Raw genomic sequence first — 22,688 nt, 5'->3', positions numbered from 1 at the left:
GAACACCTACGGGAGACTCACGTGGAGAACAACGGAACACTCGCCACGCCGCCCACCGCGGCCGAGCCGGGCGTTCGGCTGCCCGAGACCATCCTTTCGATCCCGCCTGAGCTGCTCGCCCGGCAGCTGATCACCAAGATGGGGATCACGGTCGTCTCGCACGAGGAGGGGCGGCTGGTCGGGACCATGCCCGTGGAGGGTAACCAACAGCCGTTCGGCTGGCTGCACGGGGGAGCCAACGCGGTGCTAGCCGAGACGCTGGGCTCCATGGCCGCCGGTCTTCACGTGGCTCCCCGGGGAGCAGTGGCCGGAGTGGAGGTGTCCTGCACCCACCACCGTCCGGCGCGGAGCGGCACGGTCACGGGCGTGTGCGTGCCGCTCAGTCAAGGGGACAGAGTGGCGACCTACGCGGTGTCGATCACGGATGACAAGGGGCGACTGACCTCCTCGGCCCGGGTCAGCTGTCTGGTGCAGAAGCACGGCGGTGGACGGCATCGGACCACCGGCGAGGAGGGTGTCCGATGAGAACATCGATTGCTGCGGCAGAGCCCCCCACCACCCCCACCGGGGTAGGTGACGGGAGGCACACCAGCGAAGCACCTGACACGATGACGTTCCGCGCCGCGATGGGCCTGCTGCCCACCGGCGTCACGGTGGTGACCGTCAACAGCGGGGAACAGACGGAGGCGGTGACCGCGAGTTCCGTTACGTCGATCTCCCTCGACCCGTTGCTCGTCATGATCAGCATCGGCGCCGAGGGGCGGACCCAGCGCGCGATCGAACGGCACGGCTCCTTCACCGTCAACGTGATGTCGCGTGAGCAGGAGCCGCTGGCACGGGCCTTCGCCTCTCGTCGGCGCCCGGCCGGTACGCGGGCACAGCGCGAACTCGGCGCTGCGGTGGGCCTCACCGGAAACGTGCTGGTCGACGACGCAGTCCTGGCGATCGACTGCCGGACCGAGTTGCGGTACCCGGGAGGAGACCACGTGATCCTGCTGGGCAGGGTCGAGGCCGTGCACACCGCCCCCGCACAGCACGGACCGCTCGTCTACCATCGCGGTGCCTACGCGGGCCTGGACCTGGAGGCTGTTACATGAGCCGTTCCGTTCTCGTCACCGGAGGTAACAGGGGAATCGGGCTGGCCGTCGCCCGCGCTTTCGCGGCGCGCGGGGACGCCGTCGCGGTGACGCACCGGGGATCTGGAGTACCCGACGGGCTACTGGCGATCCGTTGCGACGTTACCGATCCCGCTCAGGTGGACCGGGCGTTCACTGAGGCCGAGGAGGCCCACGGGCCCGTGGAGATCGTCGTGGCGAACGCCGGCATCACCGACGACAGGCTGGCGCTGCGGACGCGCGACGGGGAGTTCCACCGCGTTCTGGACACCAACCTGGCCGGTGCCTTCCGCACGGCGCGGCGGGCGGCCCAGTCGATGTTGGTCAATCGTCGGGGACGCATGATCTTCGTCTCTTCAGTTGCCGGTCTGCGGGGCTCACCCGGACAGACCAGCTACGCAGCGAGCAAGGCGGGGCTGGTCGGGCTCGCCCGCTCGCTGGCGCGTGAACTCGCCCCGTGCGGTGTGACGGCCAACGTGGTGGCGCCGGGGCTGGTGGAGACCGACATGACGGGTGAACTGTCCGAGCGCAGGCGTGAGGAGATCCTGCGCGAGGTGCCCCTCCGGCGGACCGCAGCTCCCGGGGAGATCGCAGCCGCAGTGGTCTGGCTTGCATCCGAGGAGGCCGGGTACGTCACCGGCGCTGTGGTCCCGGTCGACGGCGGGCTCGGAATGGGGCACTGAGCGCGACGGACGGCCCGGTCTGTGGGACCGCTGTGCGGCGGGCATGAGCAACTGCCGTAGCCGACGAGAGGAGCGCGAGGTGACGTACGAACACGGACACGGCGCAGACCAGGACTGCGCCGGACCGTTTCCGGGGACTTCCGTTCGGAGCCCTCGGACGGAGGTGGCGATGGGGAACGCGGAGGCCGTACCGGTGCTCGCCGGGTGCATGGACGACCCGGCGGAGTCCCACATCGTCCGGGGGATCGACTGACGGTGCCGTCGTCGCTGACCGGCGGAGGCGCCCGGTTGCCCCTGTAACGCGCACATACCCCCCCGCCGGGGGTATGTGCGCCGGCCGCCCGAGAGAGCGGCGGGCTCAGGCGCCGTCGGCCGGGGCGGGGCGAGCCGGAGGAGAGGCGTCCGGCGGTGCTGCGGACTGCGCGAGGATCGCGTTGACCTCGGTGGAGCCCTCGCTCCGTGTCCGAGGCAGCACCCCCGGGTGGGCGATCGCTGGCAGGAGCAGCTCCCAGAAGAAGGAGACCCGGGCCGGGAGATCGGCCCGCCGCGTCTCCGCGAGGGAGAAGATGTTGATGCCGGTGTACGCGCCCACGAACAACTGGGAGGTGCGTTGTACATCCACGTGCGCGAGGATCTCGCCCTGTTCCTGCGCTTGGCGCAGGCCGTCTGAGAGGACACCGGCCCAGCGTCCGAACGGGTTCAGGGGCGACTCGTCGAAAAGAGTGTCGATGGCGATCCGTGTGCCGGCCTGCAGAAGCGGGTCACGCCGCAGCTGATGGGCGACCTGGAGTGACATGTCGATGGACTGCTGGAGCGGCGAGCCACTGGTCCTCACTACGCCGAACCGGGTCTGTTCCTCCATGATCGCGTCAGCTAGCGCGCGTTTGGAGGGAAAGTGGAAATACAGGGCCCCCTTGGTCACTCCGGCGTGGGCGATCACATCGGCGATCGTCGTCGCCCGGTAGCCACGGACACCGAATATCTCCGCAGCCGCGTTCAACACGGCGCGCCGGGTGCGTAGGGCTCGTTCTTGCTTCGCCAACGGGCGGACCTCCTTCGGCCCGGTGACAGGAACTGCTGTGACGGCCACCGGGGAGGCCTCAGCTTAACCCTCTGTCACCATGAAAGCCAACCACACGGTTTGTAACCGTCGCGAACGTGTTCTCCGGCTCAGTGGTCGGGCTGCGTGGCGGCGCACCTCGGATCACGGCGCGTGGTGCGCGCGTCGTACCCGACTGGCGTCAGGTGCTGGGAGGTGGGGGATGCGTCATGCGACGGCCTGGCTCTCACACAAGTGGAACGCCGAATTCTCATTGACAAACGGGCCGGGCGGTTTTTTACTTCGATCGAGACCTTGTGTGACGGTTCGCCAAGACCAGAGGCCCAGTGGGGGGTAGCGCAGTGAGCGCATCAGCTGGTTCGACCATCAGCTTGCAACAAGAGACTCAGACACTCGCCGAACGAGCGACCACGGTACCCAGAAAACTGGTCCATCGACGCCAGTCCTCCCAAGTTCTTCCCACCGGTGTGGAACGTTCCGCTCCGCACCGTTTCGTCGTCACCGTGCGATGGCCGGCCGGGCACCGCTTCCTCGGCAGCACCACCGGGCGGGGCAGCGATCCGCAGCTGGTGGCCGAGACGCTCCGGCAGGCGGGCATGCTCGTGGCGCACGTGGGCTACCACGTGACCTACGGCCATGCGCTCGCCATCAACTCACTGACCTACGAGGTCGACGAGGAACTGATCCGGCCGGACGCACGGCCGAGCGAGATCACCGTCGAGGTGGTGTGCCGCGAAGTGCGCATGCGGGCGGGCGTGCTCCGCGGCGTCCGGATGCACATGGCGTTACGGCGTGGTGCGGAAGCGGTGGGCGTGGGGCAGGTGACAGCCAGCTGCGTGTCCCGCACCGTCCAGGCCCGGCTACGCGGCGCCGCCCGGCTCTCGGACGACCCGTCACTTCCCCGACTGGGCGACCCGGTGCAGCCCGCGCTGGTGGGCAGGGACCGCCCACGGGATGTCCTGCTGTCGGCGGGATCGGCACCGGGTACCTGGGTTCTGCGGGCGGAGCGCGATCACCCCGTCCTGTACGACCATCCGCTGGACCATGTCTCCGCGATGGCCGCGATGGAGGCGATGCGGCAGGCCGCCCAGCTGACCCTCGGGCTGTCGGCCACGATCTGTCAACAGGTCTCGGTGACCTTCCTCCGCTACATCGAGCACGACGAGCCCTGTCTGGTGACCCCGGTCGAGGTGCGTGGAGCGGGCGCGGACAGGGCCGCCGTCACCGTGCGGATGGATCAGCGATCACGCGAGCTGGTCCGGGGGTTGTTCGTGCTGGAGGAGGAGCACGTTCTCGAACCGTGGATGGGTGCGGCCGCGCACCGCGAGGAGCCGGGGCTGCCGCCCGGGGAGAAGGTGCTGTGCAGGGAGGGACGATGACCTCGCCAGGGGCTGGACTTCTACAGGGCAGGGTCGTCATGGTCACCGGTGCGTCCAGCGGCATCGGTGCCGCGGCTGCGCGCCTCTTCGCCGCCGAGGGGGCGTCCGTCACTCTGCTGGCGCGGCGAACCGACCGGCTGGAATCGCTGGCGGCTGGCATCACCGCGGCGGGCGGGTCGGCCTTGCCACTCACCGCCGACGTGTGTCAACCCGAGGGCGTGGCCGAGGCGGTGGCACGAACGGTGTCCGAGTACGGCCGCCTGGACGCCGCCTTCAACAACGCTGGTTGGGGAACGCCGCGCACCCCTCTGCACCTACTGGACGACTCGGAGTACGACCAGATCATGGATGTCAACGTCCGTGGCGTCCTGCACTGCCTCCGGTACCAGATACCGGCCATGCTCCGCTCGGGTGGTGGCGCCGTCGTGCTCGCATCCAGCACCGCTGGTGTCGTTTCGCCGGGCATCCCGAGCGCGCCCTACATCGCCGCCAAGCACGCGGTGATCGGCCTTGCGAAAGCCGTCGCCGACGAGTACGGGGCCCAGGGGGTGCGGGCCAACGCGCTGGTGATCGGCGCCACCCGGACGGAGCTCATGCAGTCGGCATTCGACGCCACTCCAGGACTGGAGCAGCGTGCGGCCAAGGACGCGATGCTGGGCCGGGTGGCGAACGCCGAGGAGATCGCGCAGGCGGCGCTGTGGCTCTGCAGCGACCGCTCCTCCTATGTCACGGGCGCTGCAGTGCCGGTCGACGGCGGCTTCACGGCCCGGTGACGTTGCCCAGAGCGCGGTGCCCCGGCCACTCCCGGCTGCTCCCGGACGGGCCGCCGGCTGGCGGTGTGCGACGTCCACCGTTCGGCCGCGGCCCGGGTGGGCCCGCCGGCCGGACGGTGGACATCGGTGGGATGAGGACAGAAGGCGGGGGACGATGATCCTGGTGACGGGTGCGACCGGAACGGTCGGCGGTGCGACCGCACGGCGGCTGGCCGCCACCGGCGAGAGAGTGCGGGTTCTCGTCCGGGACCCGGACGGGGCCGCAGCCAACTGCCTGGCGGCGACCGGGGCCGAGATTCGCCAGGGAGACCACGGTGACCCGCCCTCGCTCAGGTCGGCGATGCGCGACGTTCGTTCACTTCTGATGGTCAACCCCGATCCGCTGCGGCCGGCGCATGACGAGGCACTGGTGGCGGCCGCCCGGCAGTCCGGCGTCACCCATCTGGTGAAGCTGTCCGTCGGCGGTGCGGGCGACCCGCTCGCGCGCGACGCCGTGACCCGGGCCCACCGGCTCGGCGAGGAGCTGGTCCGCTCCAGCGGGCTGTCCTGGACTCTGCTGAGACCACGGGCCTTCATGTCCAACGCGCTCCAATGGCGTCGGGCGATCCGCAGGGGAGAAGTGGTCCGGGTCTGGCCGCCAGACGCGCCGGCCACACCCGTCGACCCACGTGACGTCGCCGCGGTCGCGGCGCTCGTGGTGAGCGCCCCCGGGCACGCGGGGAGGACGTATGTCCTGACAGGCTCGGAGTTGTTGACCGCGCGCGACCAGGTGAGGTCGCTGGGCGATGCCCTGGGCACCGTTGTCTCCTTTGCGCCGCTGACACGCGCGCAGGCGGCGCGAGCCTGGGCGGAACGCCACCCGAAGGCTGTGGTCACGGCGCTCCTGGAGCGGGGTGACCGTCAGATCGCCCGGGGAACGTGCCGTGTGGGGCCGGCGGTCCACCGGCTACTCGGCAGGGAAAGCAATACGTTCAGCCGGTGGGCGAGGGACCACGCGCACCTCTTCTGAGGGAACGACCTCCGCCGCCTACGACAGACCGTGGCGCGAATCCCCACCCGCCGACACCGATCACCCCGCGCCGGGTCACGTCTGGGAGCCGGACGCCTGCGGGGGTACGCCCGCACCCTCGCGTGCTGGTGTGGTGCCCGTCCGAAAGCGCCAGGAACACTTCTCGCCCGCAAGCGAGGGCAGGAGCAGGTGCCAGGTGTCGGCCAGCCACCGGTGGGGCGCAACGGCAAGGTCCGTGTGGGCGGCGTGGGCGCCGCTCACCAGAGAGACCGCGAGCACGGCCAGCGGCTGCGGAACCACCTCCGACCGGAGACTCAGATCGTCGCGTGCCTGCTCCGCGATCGAGCGGAAGGCCTCGCAGAGTGCCAGCCGACAGTGCACCGCGGAATCAAGTGGGGCGTCGCGCTCGTTCGTGAGGCGCATCCCGGCCCGAGCGACCGGGTCGCTGGTGAGGAGGGAGAGTGCCGAGTGGCTCATGTCGACCATCGTCTGGAGCGCCGGCTGGGCGCCCTCGCCGACGCTGGACAACCGGCGGGCGAAAGAGGTGCAGGCGTGTCGCTGCACGGCGTCAGCGAGGTCTGCCTTGTGCGAGAAGTGGAAACTCAGAGCGCCCCGGCTCACCTCGGCGCGTTCGCTCACGAGGGACAGCGTCGCCTTTTCGTATCCCATCCGGTCGAACACCGCAGCCGCCGCGACGAGCAGGTCGTTGTGCGTGCGCTGCGCTCTCGCTTGCCGCATCTCGTCGTCCTTCCGGTACGCCGAGGTGACCCCTGCGGCTTGTCGTGTCCCACCCCACGGGTGGCACTAACTGACCGTAATAACAGCGCGAATGGTATGTCAACAGCTGGAAACTCGCCCGCAGGGTGGGGGCTATACCGGTTATCAAGCGAAATGATCGACGTTCGGTGGCAGATGCGGCGTGCGTAAACCGTCCACCTGGTTTTGTTGAACCTCTAGGCGCCCATGGCTCGTCGTGCCCGGTCAGGGGTGGTAGTGCGTGGGTCGACTGGTGCTCCCGCGGGTGGGTTGCTGGTCACTCCGCCCTGAGCTTCGTCGCCGGAGGATGTGCCCGGTGCCGTGGCAGCCGCTGAACGGTGGCTCCGACACCATCGGACGCCGCCTACTTCATGACCCTGACTCACTTCCACTACGCAGGTGCGGCCGGCGGGTGCTTCAGGCGGCCGAGGGTGCTGCGGGAGCGGTTGTGGTTGCAGCCGGCGGCGGCCAGGAACTGCGCAGGCTGACGAAAGGTGGCGGTGACAGTCCGGCCGTCCACGTCGATCAGGCCCTCACGGCTGGCGACTGCCGGACGACGAGCGCGCGGGTGGTCCCCGAGGACCCCGTGACGGCCCGCTGGCGGACGGTCCGCAATCGCCTCGGCCTGCCGGAGGGCTTCCGGCTTCACGACTCCCGGGCCGGCGAGATCGACAATGATGTCGCGCCGGAGGGAACCCGTCGAAGTCGCGGCGAACGCCCGCTACCAAAACCCGGATACGCCGTGCCGGATTATGGCCGGCGCCGCGCCGACTCGGCGAAGAAGTCCGTCACCGCCGGCGTCACCGGATCGGGGCGTCCACGGTCGCCGCTTGGCGGAGCAGGATCACGTCCGCTGTTCACGCGGTTGTTCATATGGGCCCCTGAGAGCCCTCGACAGCAGAAAGACCCCAGCTGGGCTGGGGTCTTCCCGGTGGTGTCCGAGGGGGGACTTGAACCCCCACGCCCGATAAAGGGCACTAGCACCTCAAGCTAGCGCGTCTGCCATTCCGCCACCCGGACAGGGCTGCCGCCACTGCCCCTGGGGCGCGGCGACAGGTCAACCATATCAAGGCCGGGAGGGTGCTCCGGCCCGTCCGCCGGCCCCGGATCAGCTGGTCGTGGCGCCGGTGGCCGGGGGGTCCGCCGTCAGGCCGCTGTGCATGGTGCGGGTGACGAGCGCGATGGCCTCGTACTTGGGCAGCGCCCCCTCCCGTACCGCCTCCCAGCCCGCGTCGACCAGGTACCACAGGGTCCGCACGAACCAGTCGACCGTGATCTCCGGCGCGAAGTACCCCTCGGCGAGCCCGCGGTGGTGGAGTGCCCCGACCGGGGCGTGTGCGGCCTCCCATTCGCTGTCATCCCACAGCACGTCGCCGCTGGTGTCGCTGAACAGGAAGGCGAGGCGCGGGCTCAGCTCGAAGACGGCCGGGACGAGGCGGGCCAGTGCCTCGGCCGCGGTGCCGCGGTCGAGTTCCGCCTCGGCGAAGCAGGCCTTCGTCGCTTCCACCGTGTCCGCGACCAGCGCCCGGATCAGCGCGGCGCGGTCCGGGAAGTACCGGTGCAGGGTCGACCGTCCGACGTCGGCGGCCCGGGCGATGTCGGAGAGCGGTGCGGCGAGGTCCGCCGCGTAGCAGGTCGCGGCGGCGTCGAGGATGGCGCGGCGGGTGCGGGCTGTGGTGCCCGTGGCGCCGGACGGGGTGGGGGACGGAGACATGCCGGAATGGTAATGGAATTGGAGCGCCGCGCATCAAGGTGGAACAGTGATGTCTTCTTGTGGGACACTCTGTCTCATGCAGACCTCGATATCCCTGCGCCCGCCGCGCCATCGTGTCCAGCGGCGGGCCGTCCTGTGGTGGACCCTGCGCTCGCTCCTGCTGACGGTGGTACTGGCCGGAGCCCTGGCCACGGTCTACCTCCTGTGGGACGCGAGTCGCCCCTGGACCGGCCCGGCGGCCCTGGCCGTCGCCGCCCTCGGTCTGGCGCACACGGCCGCCGTGCCGTCCTGGCGGTACGCGGTGCACCGCTGGGAGACGAGCGCGGAGGCCGTCTACGCCTCCTCGGGCTGGTTCGTGCGCGACTGGCGGGTCGCGCCGATATCCCGCATCCAGACGGTGGACACCACCCGGGGGCCGCTGGAACAGCTGCTGGGCCTCTCCACGCTGGTCGTCACCACGGCCTCCTCCAGCGGCGCCGTGTACATCCGCGGCCTCGCGCCGGCGGACGCGACCGCCGCCGCCGACCGGCTCGCCGAGATCACCCAGGACACTCCGGGGGACGCCACGTGACCACCACCAGCGAGGAGCCGGCCCGGCCCGGTGCGGCCGCCGGACCGGCCGCCGAACCCCCGGCCGACGGCCCGCCGGTCACCGCCGCTCCGCCCGCCGGGGACGCCGCCGCCACCGCGCCCGACGACCCGGCCACCCCGCCCGAGGACCCCGGCACCCCTTGGGAGCGGCTCGACGCCAGGATGATCTGGGTCGACGCCCTTCGGGTACTGCTCTCGATGACCCCCGCCGCCGTGGCGCTGCTGATCGTCCGGGTCGAGCCGACCCCCGGCGTGCTGTGGCCGCTGGCGGGCGTGGCCGCCTGGGGGACCCTCGGCGCCGTCCTGGATGTGGTCCGCTGGCTCACCACCCGCTACCGCGTCACCGGCGAGTACGTCGAACGCCGCACCGGTCTGCTCGTCCGCACCAACCGCTCCGTGCGGCGGGACCGGGTCCGCAGCGTGGACGCCGACGCCCGGCTGCTCCAGCGGCTGGTCGGCCTGCGCCGGGTCAAGGTCGGCGCGGGACAGATGAACACCGCCATGGAGTCGGCGCTCGTCCTGGACGCCGTCTCCAAACAGGCGGCGCTCGCCCTCCACGACCGGCTGCTCGGCGGGGGCGCCGACCAGACCGAGCGCGCGGCCGCCCGCACCGAACAGGCCGACGACGAGCGGGTCTTCGCGGGGCTCCGCTGGTGGTGGGTCTTCTACAACATGTTCAACGTCTGGGCCTTCCTCACCGCCGCCGGCCTGCTGTGGGGCGCCTGGGTCACCCTCGGGATGTTCGGCGTCGACTCCACGGGCTGGGTCACCTCGCTCGCCGACTGGGAGTCCCTCGGGACGCCGGCCACCGTCGGCGTGGCGCTCGCCGTCACCTGGCTGCTCGGCGCGGCCGGGCTGGGCGTCAACTTCTTCACCGAGCACGCCCACTTCCGGCTGATGCGTATCGAGGGGGAGAAGGGCACCCTGCTGCGCACCACCCAGGGCCTGTTCAAGACCCGGGAGATCAACCGGGACGACAACCGGCTGCGCGGGGCCGCGATCTCCGAGCCGCTGCTGTGGCGCTGGATGCGGATGGCCGACACCACCGTGATCACCACCGGCCTGTCGATGTGGAGCGTCGGGGCGACCATCCTGCCGCGCGGCCCGCGCCGTGTCGCCCGGAACGTGGTCGCCCGGGTCCTCGGCGCGGACCCCAGCCCGCTGGAGGCGCCACTGCGCCGTCACCCGGCGGCCGCGCTGCGCCGCCGGATCGGGTGGGCGCTGACCGTCACCGCCTCGGTGACCGCGCTCCTGGCGTGGACGGCGGCGACCACCAAGCTGCCGCACACATTCTGGTGGATCTCCGGCCCCGCTCTGCTGGCGGTCTCGCTGGCGCTCGCCGCCGTGGGGCACCGGTCGCTGGGCCACACGTTCACCGGCGACTACGTGGTGGTGCGCTCCGGTGCCGTCAGCCGCGCCACCTCGGCCCTCCAGCTGCGCGCCGTCAGCGGTGTGCGGGTCCGGCAGTCCCTCTTCCAGCGGCGGCTCGGCCTCGCGACGGTCTCACTCTCCACGGCGGCCGGTCTCGGCGGGTACCAGGCGGTGGACCTGGCGGCCGAGGAGGCGGCGGAGTTCGCCGACCGCGCCCTGCCGGGCGGCATCGCGGCCTTCCGGGCGGAGCGCGGCGACGGCTGAACGGCGCTCGGGCCGGGCCGGGCGAGCGGTGGTCGCCCGGCCCGGCCAGACGCCCCGTCAGTCCTTGTGCATCTTGTGGAAGTAATGGAGGCTCGCCTGCGCGTACGCGACGCGCGGCTCCAGCAGCTCCGCGTTCCAGCGGTATCCGGACCGCATGTACCGGAAGTCCAGGGCGTTGCCCGTGACCGGCATCGCCCCGCGACGCCGCCACGCGACCCGCCGGGGCGCCCCCCACACCAGCAGCTCCGTCACCTCTCCGAGAGTCACCAGCGTGACCAGCAGCGAACCGAGGAAGAACAGCAGCCAGACCGGGAAGGTGATGATGAACCCGGCCCATCCCAGCAGGCTGCCCCGGTAGCCGGTCAGCACCGGGCCGTCGACCGGCACGATGCGCCAGGCGGCGCGCCTCCCGAAGCGTGAGGCGCGCCGTTCGATCCGGCCCAGCTCCTCCCCGTGTTCGTCCTCCAGCCGGAAGCCGCTCGGCTCGGGCACGTCCGGCTCAGCCGGCCGGACCGTGACCATGGGGGCGTCGTCCGGCCCGTGCACCACCAGGACGGGGTGCGGCGAGCCGCGGCGGTGCTCCGTGCGCTGCTCGACCTCGGCCACCGTGACCTGTCGCAGGCCGCCGCCCCCGGTGCCGCCCCCGGGGCCTTCCCCGGCCTGTGCCGCTCCCGGCACGGACGTCACCGGCACGGACGTCACCGGCTCCGCCGGATCGTGCAGCCGTACCCGGGCCAGCGCCTCCTCCTGCTTCATGCGCTGGTCGGGCAGGATCAGGAACTCCTCACCGTCCGCCCATTCGCCGGTGCGCATCCCGGTGGTGCCCGTGATGTCCACGGTGAAGTTCAGTGTCACGCCTCGCTCCGATCCGGCTGGTGGCCCTCTCGCGCCCGATTGTGCCAACTACCCGTTCGGGAGCGGTTGGTGCGGCCCCTGGTGGCCGTCGGCCGTCAGGGGTGCCGGAACGAGCCGTCGTGGGCGGACGGCGCCCGGCGTCCGGAGCGGGGGCGTCACCGTGCGAAGCCGGGCCTCAGCCCTCCTGGTCGCCGTCCTCCAGCCGGAAGCCGACCTTCAGGCAGACCTGGTAGTGGGCCACCCGTCCGTCCTCGATGTGGCCGCGCACCTGCGTCACCTCGAACCAGTCCAGGTTGCGCAGCGTCTGCGCGGCGCGCGAGATCCCGTTGCTGATGGCGTCGTCCATGCCCTCGCGCGAGGTGCCGACGATCTCCGTCACCCGGTAGGTGTGCTCCGACATAAGCGCTCCTCAGCCGCTGGTGCGGCCGGTGTTCGGTCACCGGCCGTCACTCCACCGTGCCCCAGGCCGGGCGGGGCCGCGAGTGCTACGCTCCGACCGGGCCGTGACTGGCGCGATCGAGATGGGTGCAACCATCGGGAAGCGGCTCGTGTCCCTGTGAGCCGCGCGCCTGGGCCGTCCACGCGTCGCGCACCGGAGGCCCCCGATGTCCACCCATCCCCTCACCCCCGCCTCGCCCAGGACCGGTATCCCGTCCGGCGCACCCGGCTCCTCCCGGGCCCCCGGCGCCGCCGAGGTGTCGACCGCCTACCGTGCGGCGCTCGACGTGATCCGCGCGGTGGAACCCGCCGTGGCCGATGCCATCGGCGCCGAGCTGGCGGACCAGCGGGAGTCGCTGAAGCTGATCGCCAGTGAGAACTACGCCTCTCCCGCCGTGCTGCTGACCATGGGCAACTGGTTCAGCGACAAGTACGCGGAGGGCACGACCGGCCGCCGTTTCTACGCCGGCTGCCGCAACGTGGACACGGTCGAGGAGCTGGCGGCCCGGCACGCCCGCGAACTGTTCGGCGCCCGGCACGCCTATGTCCAGCCCCACTCGGGTATCGACGCCAACCTGGTGGCGTTCTGGGCGGTGCTCGCCGCGCGGGTGGAGAGCCCCGCGCTGCGCCGCGCGGGCGTCCGCCAGGTCAACGACCTGACCGACGCGGACTGGGCCGCGCTGCGAAGGGAACTCGGCGAGCAGCGGATGCTCGGCATGGCCCTGGACGCCGGCGGCCATCTCACCCACGGCTTCCGCCCCAACATCTCGGGCAAGATGTTCGACCAGCGCAGCTACGGCACCGACCCCGGCACCGGGCTGCTCGACTACGACGCGGTCCGCGCCGCCGCCCGTGAGTTCCGCCCGCTGATCCTGGTGGCCGGCTACTCCGCCTATCCCCGGCCGGTGAACTTCCGGGTGATGCGGGAGATCGCCGACGAGGTCGGGGCCACCTTGATGGTGGACATGGCGCACTTCGCGGGACTGGTCGCCGGCAAGGTCCTCACCGGTGACTTCGACCCCGTGCCGCACGCCCAGATCGTCACCACGACCACCCACAAGTCGCTGCGCGGCCCGCGCGGCGGCATGGTGCTCTGCGACGACTCCCTCGCCGAGCAGGTGGACCGCGGCTGCCCCATGGTCCTCGGCGGCCCGCTGCCGCACGTGATGGCGGCGAAGGCCGTTGCCCTGGCCGAGGCACGCCGCCCGGAGTTCGCCGACTACGCCGCCCGGGTGGTCGACAACGCCCGCGCCCTCGCCGACGGCCTGAACCGGCGCGGCGCCCGGCTGGTCACGGGCGGCACCGACAACCACCTGGTGCTGCTGGACGTCTCCGGGTACGGGCTGACGGGCCGCCAGGCCGAGGCCGCGCTGCTGGAGGCGGGCGTCGTCACCAACCGCAACGCGATCCCGCGCGACCCCAACGGCGCCTGGTACACCTCGGGTGTCCGGCTGGGCACGCCCGCCCTGACCACCCGCGGCATGGGTGCCGCCGAGATGGACGAGGTCGCCGCCCTGATCGACCGCGTGCTGGCGGCCACCACCGCCGGGACCACCGACGCGGGCCGTCCGTCCAAGGCCCGCTTCACGCTCCGGGACGGTGTCGCCGCCGAGGTCGCCGGCCGCGCCGCCGACCTGCTGGGCCGCCACCCGCTCTACCCCGGGCTGGACCTGGGGTGACCCGGCCCGAGCCGCGCGACCGGACCGGCCGGACCACCGACCCGGTGGCTCCGGCCGGCCCGGAGTGCGCCGTGACCGCCGGCCCGGCGCCGCATCCCACCCCGCGTACCGAGGCGGAGGCCGTCGCGGTCCAGCGCGAGCTGCGTCGCCTCCTGGTCCTGGACGAGCCCGGCCCGCCCGCGGACGGCACCGGCACGGTCGCCGGGGTGGACGTGGCCTACGACGACGGCGCGGGCGTGGTCGCGGCCGCCGCCGTGCTGCTGGACGCCGGGGACCTCACCGTCCTGGACCGGGCGACCGCGGTGGGACCGGTGGCGTTCCCGTACGTCCCCGGCCTGCTCGCCTTCCGTGAACTGCCCACTGTCCTGGAGGCGTTGGGCCGCCTGCGCGTCGCCCCCGGCCTGGTGGTGTGCGACGGCTACGGTCTCGCCCACCCCCGCCGGTTCGGGCTCGCCTGCCATCTCGGCGTCGTCACCGGTCTGCCGACGATCGGGGTGGCGAAGTCGCCGTTCACCTTCCGCCACGAACCGCCCGGCCCGTCGCGGGGTGACGCCGCGCCGCTGCTCGACGCCGGTGAGGTGGTGGGACGGGCGCTGCGGACCAGGGACGGGGTCAAGCCGGTGTTCGTCTCCGCCGGGCACCGGACCGGGCTGGACGCCGCCTGCGCGCACGTCCTGCGGCTGACACCGCGCTACCGGCAGCCGGAGACCACCCGCCTCGCCGACCGGCTGTGCCGGGACGCCCTCACCGCCGCTCTGCGCACGCACTCCCGGTGACGGGCGCCCCCGGCGCGAGCCTTCGGGGGCCGGTATGCGGCGATCCACCGGTTCCGTACGGCTCCGGAACCCGGCCGGAAAAGGTAAGGTCAGCCTTACCTGAGTTCGCTGCCGGAGCGCGGGACGCCCCGGCGGGCGTGCGCCGCCGTCGGCCGGACCCGCCGACCGCGGCCGACCGCCGCCGCGTGTGCCGGCTCCTGCGGCTGACCGGTGCGGCCGGTGGCCGCCGACGGCGACCGGCGCTCAGGGCCGCACCGACGAAGGAGTACCGATGAACGACCGGCCGACCCGACCGGCCCGCCCCGCCAACCCGACCCACGTCGGGCGGGTGCTGCGCACGGAACAGCTCACCCCGCACATGATCCGGGTCGTGCTCGGTGGCGAGGGCCTGAGCGCCTTCGCCACCGGTCCCTACACCGACAGCTACGTGAAGCTGGTCTTCCCGCAGCCCGGCGTGGAGTACCCGCAGCCCCTGGACATGGCCGCGGTCCGCCGTGACCTGCCCCGCGAGCAGTGGCCGACGACCCGTACCTACACCGTCCGCGCCTTCGACCCCGCCGGCCCCGAACTGGTCATCGACTTCGTCCACCACGGCGACACCGGCCTCGCCGGCCCCTGGGCGGCGGCGGCACGGGAGGGCGACGAGATCGCGATCCTCGGCCCGGGTGGCGGCTACGCCCCGGCCCCCGAGTCCGACTGGCACCTGCTGGTGGGCGACGAGAGCGCGCTCCCGGCCATCGCGGCGTCGGTGGAGGCGCTGCCCGAGGGCGCCGTCGCACGCGTCTTCGTGGAGATCGCCGGCGCCCAGGAGGAGCAGAAGCTGACGCCGCCCGCCGGTGACATCGACATCGTCTGGGTGGACCGCTCCGCCGGGCAGTACGGCGACGCCCTGCTGGCCGCCGTCACCGCCGCCGACCTGCCGGGCGGCACCGGGCAGGCGTTCATCCACGGTGAGGCGCACTGGGTGAAGGCGCTGCGCAGGCACCTGCGGCACGACCTGGGAATGAAGCCCTCCCAGCTCTCCGTCTCCGGCTACTGGCGGCGCGGCGCGGACGAGGACGGCTGGCAGTCCGGCAAGGCCGAGTGGAACCGCGGTGTCGAGGAGGAGCAGGAGGGCGGCGCCCACGCCGCCTGACCTCCCCGTCCGGGGCGGCCCCCGGCGGTCGCCCCGGCGCGCGTCCACCGGAGCCCGCGGCTACCGTGAAGCCATGACCGACCGCCTCGCCGCCCGGCGACGCGAGGGCGTGCGCGCCTTCGCGCTGACCCTGCCCGGCGCCGTCGAGGAGTTCCCCTGGGGCGAGTCGGCGATCAAGGTGCGCGGAAAGGTCTTCGTCTTCCTCGGAACCCCCGGCGGAAGCCCGGCCGCCGCCATGGTGCTCAAGCTCACCGCCGGGGACAGCCACGCCCACGCCCTGAGCATGCCCGGTGCCGGACCGGCCGGCTACGGGCTGGGCCGCAGCGGCTGGGTCCGGGTGCCGCTGACCGGTGCGGGCGGTGAGGCTCCCGAGGACGAACTGCTCCGCGACTGGGTGGAGGACAGCTACCGGGTCGTCGCGCCGCGCCGGCTGGTCGCCGAACTCGACGCGGCGGCCGGGGACTCCGGGCCTTCGGACACCCGCCGCGCGTAGGCCCGCAGCAGGCCGGAGGCGAGCAGGTACTGCGCCGCCGTGTAGGTGAGCATCACCCACAGGCCCGCGGCGGGCAGTTGCTGCCACTCCGCGAGCCGGGTGGCGATCAGCGCGTCCGAGAGAAGGAACAGCGCGCCACCCGCCGCGACCCGCCCGCCCACGCCGGCGAGCGCCGCCCACGCCATCGCGGTCAGCAGCACGCTGTAGCCCGCCACCGGAACCCGCATCGCCGGGTCGAGTCCGGGCCACAGCAGCGTCACCATCACCGCGCAGACCGCCGCGTAGCCGACGGCTGCCGGCAGCGAACGCCGGAGGGTGAAGGACCCGGCCCGGCGGATCAGCGCCAGGTAGCAGATGTGGCCGATCGCGAAGGAGGCCATGCCCGCGAGGAAGAAGCTGTCGGAGCCCGACTGCAGCGCCAGGTCCCCGCCCCACCCGAAGAACAGCGCCGCCACCAGGACGCGGGGCCCGCCCCGCGCCCACACCCAGGCGGCGAGTGCAGGCATCAGCAAGGGCTTGGTGAGCTGCTGGGCCAGCTCGACGTCGGTGGCGTGGGCGAGGAGGTGCAGGGTGGTGACGGCGAGGAACGCGACGCGCAGCCGGTCCGCCGCGACGCGGCTCACCGCTTGCCGCCCGTCCCGCCGGATTCCCGGACCGCCGCCGGAGCCGGAGCCGTGTCCGCCCCCGGAGCGGCGTCCGCCCCCGGAGCCCGGTCCGTCCCCGGCCGCCAGCCGGGGGAGCGGAGCAGATGACCGGCGCGCTCACGCCAGTCGCGCGCGCCGCGCAGGTCCCGGCCGATCGCGGCGTACTCGTGGGTGGCCACCCGCAGCGGGTTGTGCGTGGTGATGTTCTTGGTGAGGCCGTAGACGCACCGTTCCCGTTCCGGGGCGAACGTGCCGAACAACCGGTCCCAGACGATGAGGATCCCCCCGAAGTTGCGGTCCAGGTACCCACCCTGCGAGGCGTGGTGGACCCGGTGGTGCGAGGCGGTGTTGAAGACGTACTCGACCGGACGCGGCAGGCGGCCCACCCGCTCGGTGTGCACCCAGAACTGGTAGACGAGGTTCACCGAGGAGAGGAAGGCCACGAGCGCCGGATGGGTGCCGAGCGCGACCAGCGGCAGGTAGAACGGCCAGGTGGACACGCTGGTCCACGGCTGCCGCAGCGCGGTGGAGAGGTTGAACCGCCGGCTGGAGTGGTGGACCACGTGGCAGGCCCACAGCAGCCGGATCACGTGGTGACCGCGGTGCGACCAGTAGTAGCAGAGGTCGTGCGCGACCAGGAGCAGCGGGAGCGTCCACCACAGCAGTGGAATCTCCAGCGGTGTGAGGCTGTAGACCGCCGTGTAGACCGCCAGCACGGGGATCTTCCACAGCAGGTCGAAGAAGAGACTGCCCAGGCCCATGGTGAGGCTGGTGGCGGTGTCCCTCGCGTCGTACCCCGCCGCGCTCCGGTCCGGGCGCAGCCGGCAGGCGGCCATCTCGACCACGGTCAGCAGGACGAACGCGGGAACGGACCAGAGCACCACGTCGGGCAGATCGGTCGGCATGGCGGCACCCTAGGCATGCCGGAGCGCCCCTGCCTAGACGCTGTTACCGACCAGTACGAGAAATCGCCCGGGGTGATCGCAGGGGGAAGAGCGCCCGGGGCCGACGCCCGTCAGGCGGGCCGGTGGGACTCCAGCACCTCAAGCGCGCGGTCGACATCGGCCTCGGTGTTGTACAGGTGCAGAGCGATCCGCAGCCGTCCCGCGCGGTCGGCGGCCTGGACCCCGGCGCGCGCCAACTCGGCGGTCAGCGGGCCGAGACCGGGGACCGAGACCACCGGGCCGCCGGAGTCGGGCACGGGGTGTCCCAGCTGGGAGAGCCCTGCCCGGAAGCGGGCGGCGAGCGCGCGGTCGTGGGCGCCGATGGCCTCCTGTCCCAGCTCCTCGATCAGCCGCAGCGCGGGAGCCGCGCCCAGGTAGGAGAGGAACGCCGGGCTCTCGTCGAACCGGCGTGCGCTGTGCGCCAGTTCGGTGACCGGCCCGTAGCAGCTGCGCCACGGGTCCTCGCCCGCGACCCAGCCGGCGTGGAGGGCGCGCAGCCCGCCGAAGTCCTCCGGCACCGTCAGGAAGGAGGTGCCGCGCGGACAGAGCAGCCACTTGTAGGCCCCGCACACGGTGTAGTCGAAATCCCCGGCGTCCAGCGGCAGCCAGCCGGTGGACTGGGTGGTGTCGACCAGTGTGCGCGCGCCGTGTGCGCGCGCCGCCGCGCTGACGGCCGCGAGGTCCGCGACGGCGCCGTCCGCCGACTGCGCCGCGCTGACGACCACCAGCGCGGTCCCGGCGGTCACCGCGCCGGCCAGCTCCGCCAGCGGCGCCTGCCGCAGCCGCAGGTCGCCGCGCTGGTCGAAGGGCGTCGGCAGGGAGCTGAACTCGTCGCGGGCGATCAGGACCTCGGCGCCGGGCGGCAGCGAACCGGCGATCAGTGCGACGTGCACGGCGACGGTGGATCCGACGGCGACCCGGCCGGCGGGCAGGCCCACCAGGCGGCCGAAGGTGGCGCGGGCCTCCTCCACCACCGCGAAGCAGGCGGCCTGGTCCAGGGTGCCGTCCGCCATCCGCTCCGCGCCCCGGCGCAGCTCCGCCAGGGAACGCGCGGGCAGCAGTCCGTGGGAGGCGGTGTTGAGGTAGGTGGTGGTGAGGTCGAACTCCTGCGACTGGTCCATGCCCGACAGTGTCCCGCCGCGCGGGGCCGGCTGTACACGGGTACCCCGGTCGGTCAGGCGTTCAGGCCGCCGTCGCCGTCGCCGTCACTGCCGGGCTCCCGGCCGCGGCGAACGGTGCCGTTCCTTGTAAAAAATGAAACACGTTCTTAGGATCGCCGTTGTTACCGCGACGTAGCGCTGCCTGGGGGTGCCATGACGAAGCCGGCCGACGCCGGACCACTCGCCGGAACGCGAGTGCTGGAACTGGCCGGCATCGGCCCGGGGCCGTTCGCGGCGATGCTCCTGGGCGACCTCGGCGCCGACGTGGTGCGGGTGGACCGGCCCGGCAGCAGCTGGCCGCACATCGACCCCGCCACCGACCTGACCAACCGCAACAAGCGCTCGGTGCGCCTGGACCTCAAGGACCCCGACGCCGCCCGCCGGGTCCTCGATCTGGCCGAGCGGGCGGACATCCTCATCGAGGGGTTCCGGCCCGGTGTCGCCGAGCGGCTGGGCGTCGGGCCGGCCGACTGCCACGCCCGCAACCCCCGCCTGGTGTACGGCCGGATGACGGGCTGGGGGCAGGACGGCCCGCTGGCACAACGGGCCGGCCACGACATCGGCTTCGTCGCGCTCACCGGCGTCCTCGGCGCCATCGGGCGGGCGGACGGCCGGCCCGCCGCCCCCGCCAACCTGCTGGGCGACTACGCCGGCGGCTCGCTGTACCTGGCCGTCGGCGTCCTCGCGGCCCTGCACCACGCCCGCGCCACCGGTGAGGGGCAGGTGGTGGACGCGGCCATCGTCGACGGGACCAGCCACCTCACCACCATGCTGCACGGGCTGATGGCGGCCGGAGCCTGGCAGGACCGGCGTGAGGCCAACCTGCTCGACGGCGGGACCCCGTTCTACGACAGCTACGCCACCTCCGACGGCGGCCACATGGCGGTCGGCCCGCTCGAACCCCGCTTCTACGCGGAGCTCCTGCGGCTGCTGGAGCTGGACCCGGCCGCCGCCGCGCCCGACGGCGCCGCCTTCCCGGACCGTGACGACCCGGCGGACTGGCCCCGGCTGCGGGCCGTCCTCACCGAACGCTTCGCCACCCGCACCCGCGCCGAGTGGACCGAACTCTTCGAGGGCACGGACGCCTGCGTGGTGCCCGTCCTCTCCCTCGGCGAGGCACCGCTCCACCCCCACCTCGCCGCCCGCGCCACCTTCACCGAGCACGCGGGCACCACGCAGCCCGCGCCGGCGCCACGGTTCTCGGCCACCCCCGGCACGCTGCGCAGACCCCCGGCCGAGCCGGGCGCCGACACCGAGGACGTGGCCCGCGACTGGCGGGTGCCCGGGCTGCTCGACGGCGCACCCTGACCCGGGGCCGGACCCGCGGGTCCGCGCGGCCCGGCCACGGCCGTCCCGAGACGACGACGGAAGGAACGGCCGATGCGCCGCGAGCTGTACACCGAGGACCACGAGGCGTTCCGGGGGACCGTCCGCGCCTTCATCGAACGCGAGGTCACCCCGCACTACGCGCGGTGGGAGGCCGACGGCATCGTCTCCCGTGACGCCTGGCGCGCCGCCGGACGCCAGGGACTGCTGGGACTCGCCGTCGACGAGCGGTACGGCGGCGGCGGGAGCCCTGACTTCCGGTTCGCGGCCGTGCTCCACGAGGAGTTCGCGCGGGCCGGCGCCGCCGGACTGGCCGTCGGGCTGCACAACGACATCATCGGCCCGTACCTGACCTCGCTGGCCACCGCGGCCCAGCGGGAGCGCTGGCTCCCCGGCTTCTGCTCCGGTGAGCTGATCAGCGCCATCGCGATGACCGAACCGGGCGCCGGCTCCGACCTCCAGGGCATCCGCACCACCGCGGAGGACCGCGGCGACCACTGGCTGCTCAACGGCTCCAAGACCTTCATCTCCAACGGCATCCTCGCCGACCTGGTGGTGGTCGTCGCCCGCACCACCCCCGAGGGTGGGGCGCGGGGGCTGAGCCTGCTGGTGGTGGAGCGCGGGACGCCCGGCTTCGAGCGCGGCCGGAACCTCGACAAGATCGGGCAGAAGTCCCAGGACACCGCCGAGCTGTTCTTCAACGACGTGCGGGTGCCCAAGGCCAACCTGCTGGGCACGGAGAACGGCGCCTTCGGGCATCTGATGGGCAACCTGCCGCAGGAGCGGCTGGCCATCGCCGTCGGTGCCGCCGCCGTCAGCGAGCACCTGCTGGAGATCACCGCGGCGTACGTCAGGGAGCGTGAGGCGTTCGGCCGTCCGCTGGCCCGCCTCCAGCACGTCCGGTTCGAGATCGCCGAGATGGCGACCGAGGCCGCCGTGACCCGCAGCTTCGTCGACCGCTGCGTCAGCGAGCACACCCGGGGCGCGCTCGACGCCACCCATGCCGCGATGGCCAAGTGGTGGGCCACCGAGCTCCAGAAGCGCACAGCCGACCGCTGTCTGCAACTCCACGGCGGATACGGCTACATGACCGAGTACCCGATCGCCCGGGCCTTCACCGACGGGCGCATCCAGACCATCTACGGCGGGACGACCGAGATCATGAAGGAGATCATCGGCCGCTCCCTCCTCGGCTGACCGACCCGTTCGCGAAAGAGGCCCGCCCATGACCACCGACGCCTTCGTCTACGACGCCTACCGCACCCCGCGCGGGCGCGGCAAGGCCACCGGCTCCCTGCACACCGTCAAGCCCATCGACCTGGTCACCGGGCTGATGCGGCGCCTGGGGGAGCGGCTTCCCGGGCTGGACCCGTCCGCGATCGACGACGTCGTCCTCGGCGTGGTCAGTCCCCACGGCGACCAGGGCTCGGACATCGCCAAGATCGCCGCCCTCGCGGCGGGGCTGCCCGAGACCGTCGCGGGCGTGCAGCTCAACCGGTTCTGCGCCTCCGGCCTGGAGGCCGTCAACACCGCCGCCGCCAAGGTCCGTTCCGGCTGGGACGATCTGCTGCTGGCCGGTGGTGTCGAGTCGATGTCCCGGCTGCCGATCGGTTCCGACGGTGGCGCCTGGATGATGGACCCGATGACCAACCTGGAGACCGGGTTCGTGCCCCAGGGCATCGGCGCCGACCTGATCGCCACCCTGGAGGGGCTCAGCCGGCGGGACGTCGACGAGTACGCCGCCCTGTCCCAGGACCGGGCCGCCGCCGCGTGGAAGGCCGGCCGCTTCGACCGGGCCGTGGTCCCGGTCCTCGACCGTGCCGGGCTGACCGTCCTCGACCACGACGAGTTCATCCGGCCGGGCACCACCGCCGACTCCCTGGCCAGGCTCAAGCCCTCCTTCGCCGACATGGGCGAACTCGGTGGCTTCGACGCGGTGGCGCTCCAGAAGTACCACCACGTGGAGCGCATCGACCACGTCCACCACGCGGGCAACTCCTCCGGGATCGTGGACGGCGCCGCCCTGGTCGTCGTCGGCAACGAGGAGGCCGGGCGGCGCCACGGCCTCACCCCGCGCGCCCGCGTCGTCTCGGCGGCGGTCACCGGTTCCGAGCCCACCATCATGCTGACCGGACCCGCGCCCGCCGCGCGCAAGGCACTGGCGCGCGCCGGGCTGACCATCGACGACATGGACCTGGTCGAGATCAACGAGGCGTTCGCCGCCGTGGTCCTGCGGTTCGTGCGGGAGATGGGACTGGACCTGGAGAAGGTCAACGTCAACGGCGGCGCCATCGCCATGGGCCACCCGCTGGGCGCCACCGGCGCCATCATCCTGGGCACCCTCCTCGACGAACTGGAGCGCCGCGACCTGCGGTACGGCCTGGCCACGCTCTGCGTCGGCGGCGGCATGGGCATCGCCACCGTGATCGAGCGGCTGTGAACGCCCCGCCGCCGTACCCGCCGTCAGCCCTCGCCCCGGCCGCCCGCGCGAACCCCGCCGCCACCGTGACCACGTACCCCGGA

Annotated in this window: 23 protein-coding genes, 1 tRNA gene and 1 riboswitch; of the genes, 15 read left to right on the top strand and 9 right to left on the bottom strand. The window is 72.8% G+C overall.

What is annotated here, in order from left to right:
* Window positions 1-21: 21 nt before the first annotated feature.
* The 3 genes from E0D90_RS00455 (at window position 22) to fabG (ending at window position 1,798) form a co-directional block, all read left to right on the top strand.
* On the top strand, window positions 22-525 hold the full coding sequence (locus E0D90_RS00455) for a PaaI family thioesterase (RefSeq protein WP_227869881.1): 504 nt from the start codon (window positions 22-24) through the stop codon (window positions 523-525).
* A gap of 83 nt (window positions 526-608) precedes the next feature.
* Window positions 609-1,097, top strand: a complete 489-nt coding sequence (locus E0D90_RS00450; protein ID WP_157996786.1) for a flavin reductase family protein — start codon at window positions 609-611, stop codon at window positions 1,095-1,097.
* A complete protein-coding gene (gene fabG, locus E0D90_RS00445; protein WP_130796182.1) occupies window positions 1,094-1,798 on the top strand; it encodes a 3-oxoacyl-ACP reductase FabG in 705 nt (234 codons plus the stop codon). Before E0D90_RS00450 ends, fabG begins: the two co-directional genes overlap by 4 nt.
* Before the next feature lie 358 nt (window positions 1,799-2,156).
* On the opposite strand, the gene E0D90_RS00440 is transcribed toward fabG, so the two are convergent.
* Window positions 2,157-2,888 carry a ScbR family autoregulator-binding transcription factor gene (locus tag E0D90_RS00440; protein WP_265415927.1) on the bottom strand — a complete coding sequence of 244 codons (732 nt, stop codon included), beginning with the start codon at window positions 2,886-2,888 and terminating at the stop codon, window positions 2,157-2,159.
* 296 nt (window positions 2,889-3,184) lie between these two features.
* Between E0D90_RS00440 and E0D90_RS00435 the strand changes: the two genes are divergently transcribed.
* The 3 genes from E0D90_RS00435 (at window position 3,185) to E0D90_RS00425 (ending at window position 6,019) form a co-directional block, all read left to right on the top strand.
* Entirely contained in the window at window positions 3,185-4,237 is a 1,053-nt protein-coding gene (locus E0D90_RS00435) for a ScbA/BarX family gamma-butyrolactone biosynthesis protein (protein ID WP_130796180.1), read from the top strand.
* Window positions 4,234-5,010, top strand: coding sequence for an SDR family NAD(P)-dependent oxidoreductase (locus E0D90_RS00430; protein ID WP_227869878.1), 777 nt, complete (start codon window positions 4,234-4,236; stop codon window positions 5,008-5,010). The genes E0D90_RS00435 and E0D90_RS00430 overlap by 4 nt, the downstream gene beginning before the upstream one ends.
* A 163-nt stretch (window positions 5,011-5,173) precedes the next feature.
* On the top strand, window positions 5,174-6,019 hold the full coding sequence (locus tag E0D90_RS00425) for an NAD(P)H-binding protein (protein ID WP_170214901.1): 846 nt from the start codon (window positions 5,174-5,176) through the stop codon (window positions 6,017-6,019).
* Between the two features lie 75 nt (window positions 6,020-6,094).
* On the opposite strand, the gene E0D90_RS00420 is transcribed toward E0D90_RS00425, so the two are convergent.
* From E0D90_RS00420 to E0D90_RS00410, 3 genes are all read right to left on the bottom strand, one after another.
* Window positions 6,095-6,757, bottom strand: coding sequence for a TetR family transcriptional regulator (locus tag E0D90_RS00420; RefSeq protein ID WP_130796178.1), 663 nt, complete (start codon window positions 6,755-6,757; stop codon window positions 6,095-6,097).
* A 950-nt stretch (window positions 6,758-7,707) separates the two neighbouring features.
* A tRNA-Leu gene (locus tag E0D90_RS00415) sits at window positions 7,708-7,795 on the bottom strand.
* 88 nt (window positions 7,796-7,883) lie between these two features.
* The gene (locus E0D90_RS00410; protein WP_103501314.1) at window positions 7,884-8,489 is read right to left on the bottom strand and encodes a TetR/AcrR family transcriptional regulator; all 606 of its coding nucleotides are present in this window, start codon (window positions 8,487-8,489) and stop codon (window positions 7,884-7,886) included.
* A 76-nt stretch (window positions 8,490-8,565) separates the two neighbouring features.
* Here E0D90_RS00410 and E0D90_RS00405 point away from each other — a divergent pair, with 76 nt between their 5' ends.
* Window positions 8,566-9,060, top strand: a complete 495-nt coding sequence (locus E0D90_RS00405) for a PH domain-containing protein (protein ID WP_130796177.1) — start codon at window positions 8,566-8,568, stop codon at window positions 9,058-9,060.
* Window positions 9,057-10,715, top strand: coding sequence for a PH domain-containing protein (locus E0D90_RS00400; protein ID WP_130796176.1), 1,659 nt, complete (start codon window positions 9,057-9,059; stop codon window positions 10,713-10,715). The genes E0D90_RS00405 and E0D90_RS00400 overlap by 4 nt, the downstream gene beginning before the upstream one ends.
* Before the next feature lie 57 nt (window positions 10,716-10,772).
* Here the strand turns inward: E0D90_RS00400 and E0D90_RS00395 are convergent, their stop codons facing one another.
* The gene (locus E0D90_RS00395) at window positions 10,773-11,570 is read right to left on the bottom strand and encodes a hypothetical protein (protein WP_130796175.1); all 798 of its coding nucleotides are present in this window, start codon (window positions 11,568-11,570) and stop codon (window positions 10,773-10,775) included.
* A gap of 175 nt (window positions 11,571-11,745) precedes the next feature.
* Entirely contained in the window at window positions 11,746-11,970 is a 225-nt protein-coding gene (locus tag E0D90_RS00390; RefSeq protein ID WP_103501310.1) for a dodecin, read from the bottom strand.
* 93 nt (window positions 11,971-12,063) lie between these two features.
* Window positions 12,064-12,152, top strand: a riboswitch (ZMP/ZTP riboswitch).
* A gap of 23 nt (window positions 12,153-12,175) precedes the next feature.
* On the opposite strand from E0D90_RS00390, the gene E0D90_RS00385 reads away from it, so the two are divergent.
* The 4 genes from E0D90_RS00385 to E0D90_RS00370 all read left to right on the top strand — a co-directional run bounded on the left by E0D90_RS00385 (window position 12,176) and on the right by E0D90_RS00370 (window position 16,091).
* Window positions 12,176-13,687: a glycine hydroxymethyltransferase gene (locus E0D90_RS00385; protein WP_130796174.1), complete on the top strand. Its 1,512-nt coding sequence runs from the start codon at window positions 12,176-12,178 to the stop codon at window positions 13,685-13,687.
* Window positions 13,688-13,758: 71 nt separating this feature from the next.
* Window positions 13,759-14,463 (top strand): endonuclease V, encoded by a 705-nt coding sequence (locus tag E0D90_RS00380; RefSeq protein ID WP_130796214.1) that lies wholly within the window; start codon window positions 13,759-13,761, stop codon window positions 14,461-14,463.
* Window positions 14,464-14,734: 271 nt separating this feature from the next.
* Window positions 14,735-15,598, top strand: coding sequence for a siderophore-interacting protein (locus E0D90_RS00375; RefSeq protein ID WP_130796173.1), 864 nt, complete (start codon window positions 14,735-14,737; stop codon window positions 15,596-15,598).
* Window positions 15,599-15,671: 73 nt separating this feature from the next.
* Window positions 15,672-16,091, top strand: a complete 420-nt coding sequence (locus E0D90_RS00370; RefSeq protein ID WP_103503338.1) for an MmcQ/YjbR family DNA-binding protein — start codon at window positions 15,672-15,674, stop codon at window positions 16,089-16,091.
* Here the strand turns inward: E0D90_RS00370 and E0D90_RS00365 are convergent.
* The 3 genes from E0D90_RS00365 to E0D90_RS00355 all read right to left on the bottom strand — a co-directional run bounded on the left by E0D90_RS00365 (window position 16,004) and on the right by E0D90_RS00355 (window position 18,800).
* Entirely contained in the window at window positions 16,004-16,714 is a 711-nt protein-coding gene (locus tag E0D90_RS00365) for a lysoplasmalogenase (RefSeq protein WP_374754061.1), read from the bottom strand. The two genes, E0D90_RS00370 and E0D90_RS00365, sit on opposite strands and share 88 nt — an antisense overlap.
* Window positions 16,711-17,640, bottom strand: a complete 930-nt coding sequence (locus tag E0D90_RS00360) for a sterol desaturase family protein (RefSeq protein WP_130796172.1) — start codon at window positions 17,638-17,640, stop codon at window positions 16,711-16,713. Before E0D90_RS00360 ends, E0D90_RS00365 begins: the two co-directional genes overlap by 4 nt.
* Before the next feature lie 110 nt (window positions 17,641-17,750).
* Window positions 17,751-18,800, bottom strand: a complete 1,050-nt coding sequence (locus E0D90_RS00355) for an aminotransferase class V-fold PLP-dependent enzyme (protein ID WP_130796171.1) — start codon at window positions 18,798-18,800, stop codon at window positions 17,751-17,753.
* A 192-nt stretch (window positions 18,801-18,992) separates the two neighbouring features.
* Here E0D90_RS00355 and E0D90_RS00350 point away from each other — a divergent pair, with 192 nt between their 5' ends.
* From E0D90_RS00350 to E0D90_RS00340, 3 genes are all read left to right on the top strand, one after another.
* Window positions 18,993-20,147, top strand: coding sequence for a CaiB/BaiF CoA transferase family protein (locus tag E0D90_RS00350; protein WP_130796170.1), 1,155 nt, complete (start codon window positions 18,993-18,995; stop codon window positions 20,145-20,147).
* A gap of 72 nt (window positions 20,148-20,219) precedes the next feature.
* Window positions 20,220-21,362: an acyl-CoA dehydrogenase family protein gene (locus tag E0D90_RS00345; RefSeq protein ID WP_130796169.1), complete on the top strand. Its 1,143-nt coding sequence runs from the start codon at window positions 20,220-20,222 to the stop codon at window positions 21,360-21,362.
* A gap of 28 nt (window positions 21,363-21,390) precedes the next feature.
* Entirely contained in the window at window positions 21,391-22,605 is a 1,215-nt protein-coding gene (locus tag E0D90_RS00340; RefSeq protein ID WP_130796168.1) for an acetyl-CoA C-acetyltransferase, read from the top strand.
* The last annotated feature ends 83 nt before the right edge of the window (window positions 22,606-22,688 follow it).

This window comes from Streptomyces otsuchiensis, from assembly GCF_004305975.1.
In the GTDB taxonomy this organism is placed as follows: domain Bacteria; phylum Actinomycetota; class Actinomycetes; order Streptomycetales; family Streptomycetaceae; genus Streptomyces; species Streptomyces otsuchiensis.
This window is presented reverse-complemented; position numbering and strand designations above follow the sequence as displayed.

What these genes read in the sequence shown, in the direction of transcription:
- E0D90_RS00450 (WP_157996786.1), top strand. Translation starts at nt 609, where the DNA reads ATGACGTTCCGCGCCGCGATGGGCCTGCTGCCCACCGGCGTCACGGTG.
- fabG (WP_130796182.1), top strand. Translation starts at nt 1,094, where the DNA reads ATGAGCCGTTCCGTTCTCGTCACCGGAGGTAACAGGGGAATCGGGCTG.
- E0D90_RS00430 (WP_227869878.1), top strand. Translation starts at nt 4,234, where the DNA reads ATGACCTCGCCAGGGGCTGGACTTCTACAGGGCAGGGTCGTCATGGTC.
- E0D90_RS00420 (WP_130796178.1), bottom strand. Translation starts at nt 6,757, where the DNA reads ATGCGGCAAGCGAGAGCGCAGCGCACGCACAACGACCTGCTCGTCGCG.
- E0D90_RS00410 (WP_103501314.1), bottom strand. Translation starts at nt 8,489, where the DNA reads ATGTCTCCGTCCCCCACCCCGTCCGGCGCCACGGGCACCACAGCCCGC.
- E0D90_RS00405 (WP_130796177.1), top strand. Translation starts at nt 8,566, where the DNA reads ATGCAGACCTCGATATCCCTGCGCCCGCCGCGCCATCGTGTCCAGCGG.
- E0D90_RS00390 (WP_103501310.1), bottom strand. Translation starts at nt 11,970, where the DNA reads ATGTCGGAGCACACCTACCGGGTGACGGAGATCGTCGGCACCTCGCGC.
- E0D90_RS00385 (WP_130796174.1), top strand. Translation starts at nt 12,176, where the DNA reads ATGTCCACCCATCCCCTCACCCCCGCCTCGCCCAGGACCGGTATCCCG.
- E0D90_RS00375 (WP_130796173.1), top strand. Translation starts at nt 14,735, where the DNA reads ATGAACGACCGGCCGACCCGACCGGCCCGCCCCGCCAACCCGACCCAC.
- E0D90_RS00370 (WP_103503338.1), top strand. Translation starts at nt 15,672, where the DNA reads ATGACCGACCGCCTCGCCGCCCGGCGACGCGAGGGCGTGCGCGCCTTC.
- E0D90_RS00360 (WP_130796172.1), bottom strand. Translation starts at nt 17,640, where the DNA reads ATGCCGACCGATCTGCCCGACGTGGTGCTCTGGTCCGTTCCCGCGTTC.
- E0D90_RS00355 (WP_130796171.1), bottom strand. Translation starts at nt 18,800, where the DNA reads ATGGACCAGTCGCAGGAGTTCGACCTCACCACCACCTACCTCAACACC.
- E0D90_RS00350 (WP_130796170.1), top strand. Translation starts at nt 18,993, where the DNA reads ATGACGAAGCCGGCCGACGCCGGACCACTCGCCGGAACGCGAGTGCTG.
- E0D90_RS00345 (WP_130796169.1), top strand. Translation starts at nt 20,220, where the DNA reads ATGCGCCGCGAGCTGTACACCGAGGACCACGAGGCGTTCCGGGGGACC.
- E0D90_RS00340 (WP_130796168.1), top strand. Translation starts at nt 21,391, where the DNA reads ATGACCACCGACGCCTTCGTCTACGACGCCTACCGCACCCCGCGCGGG.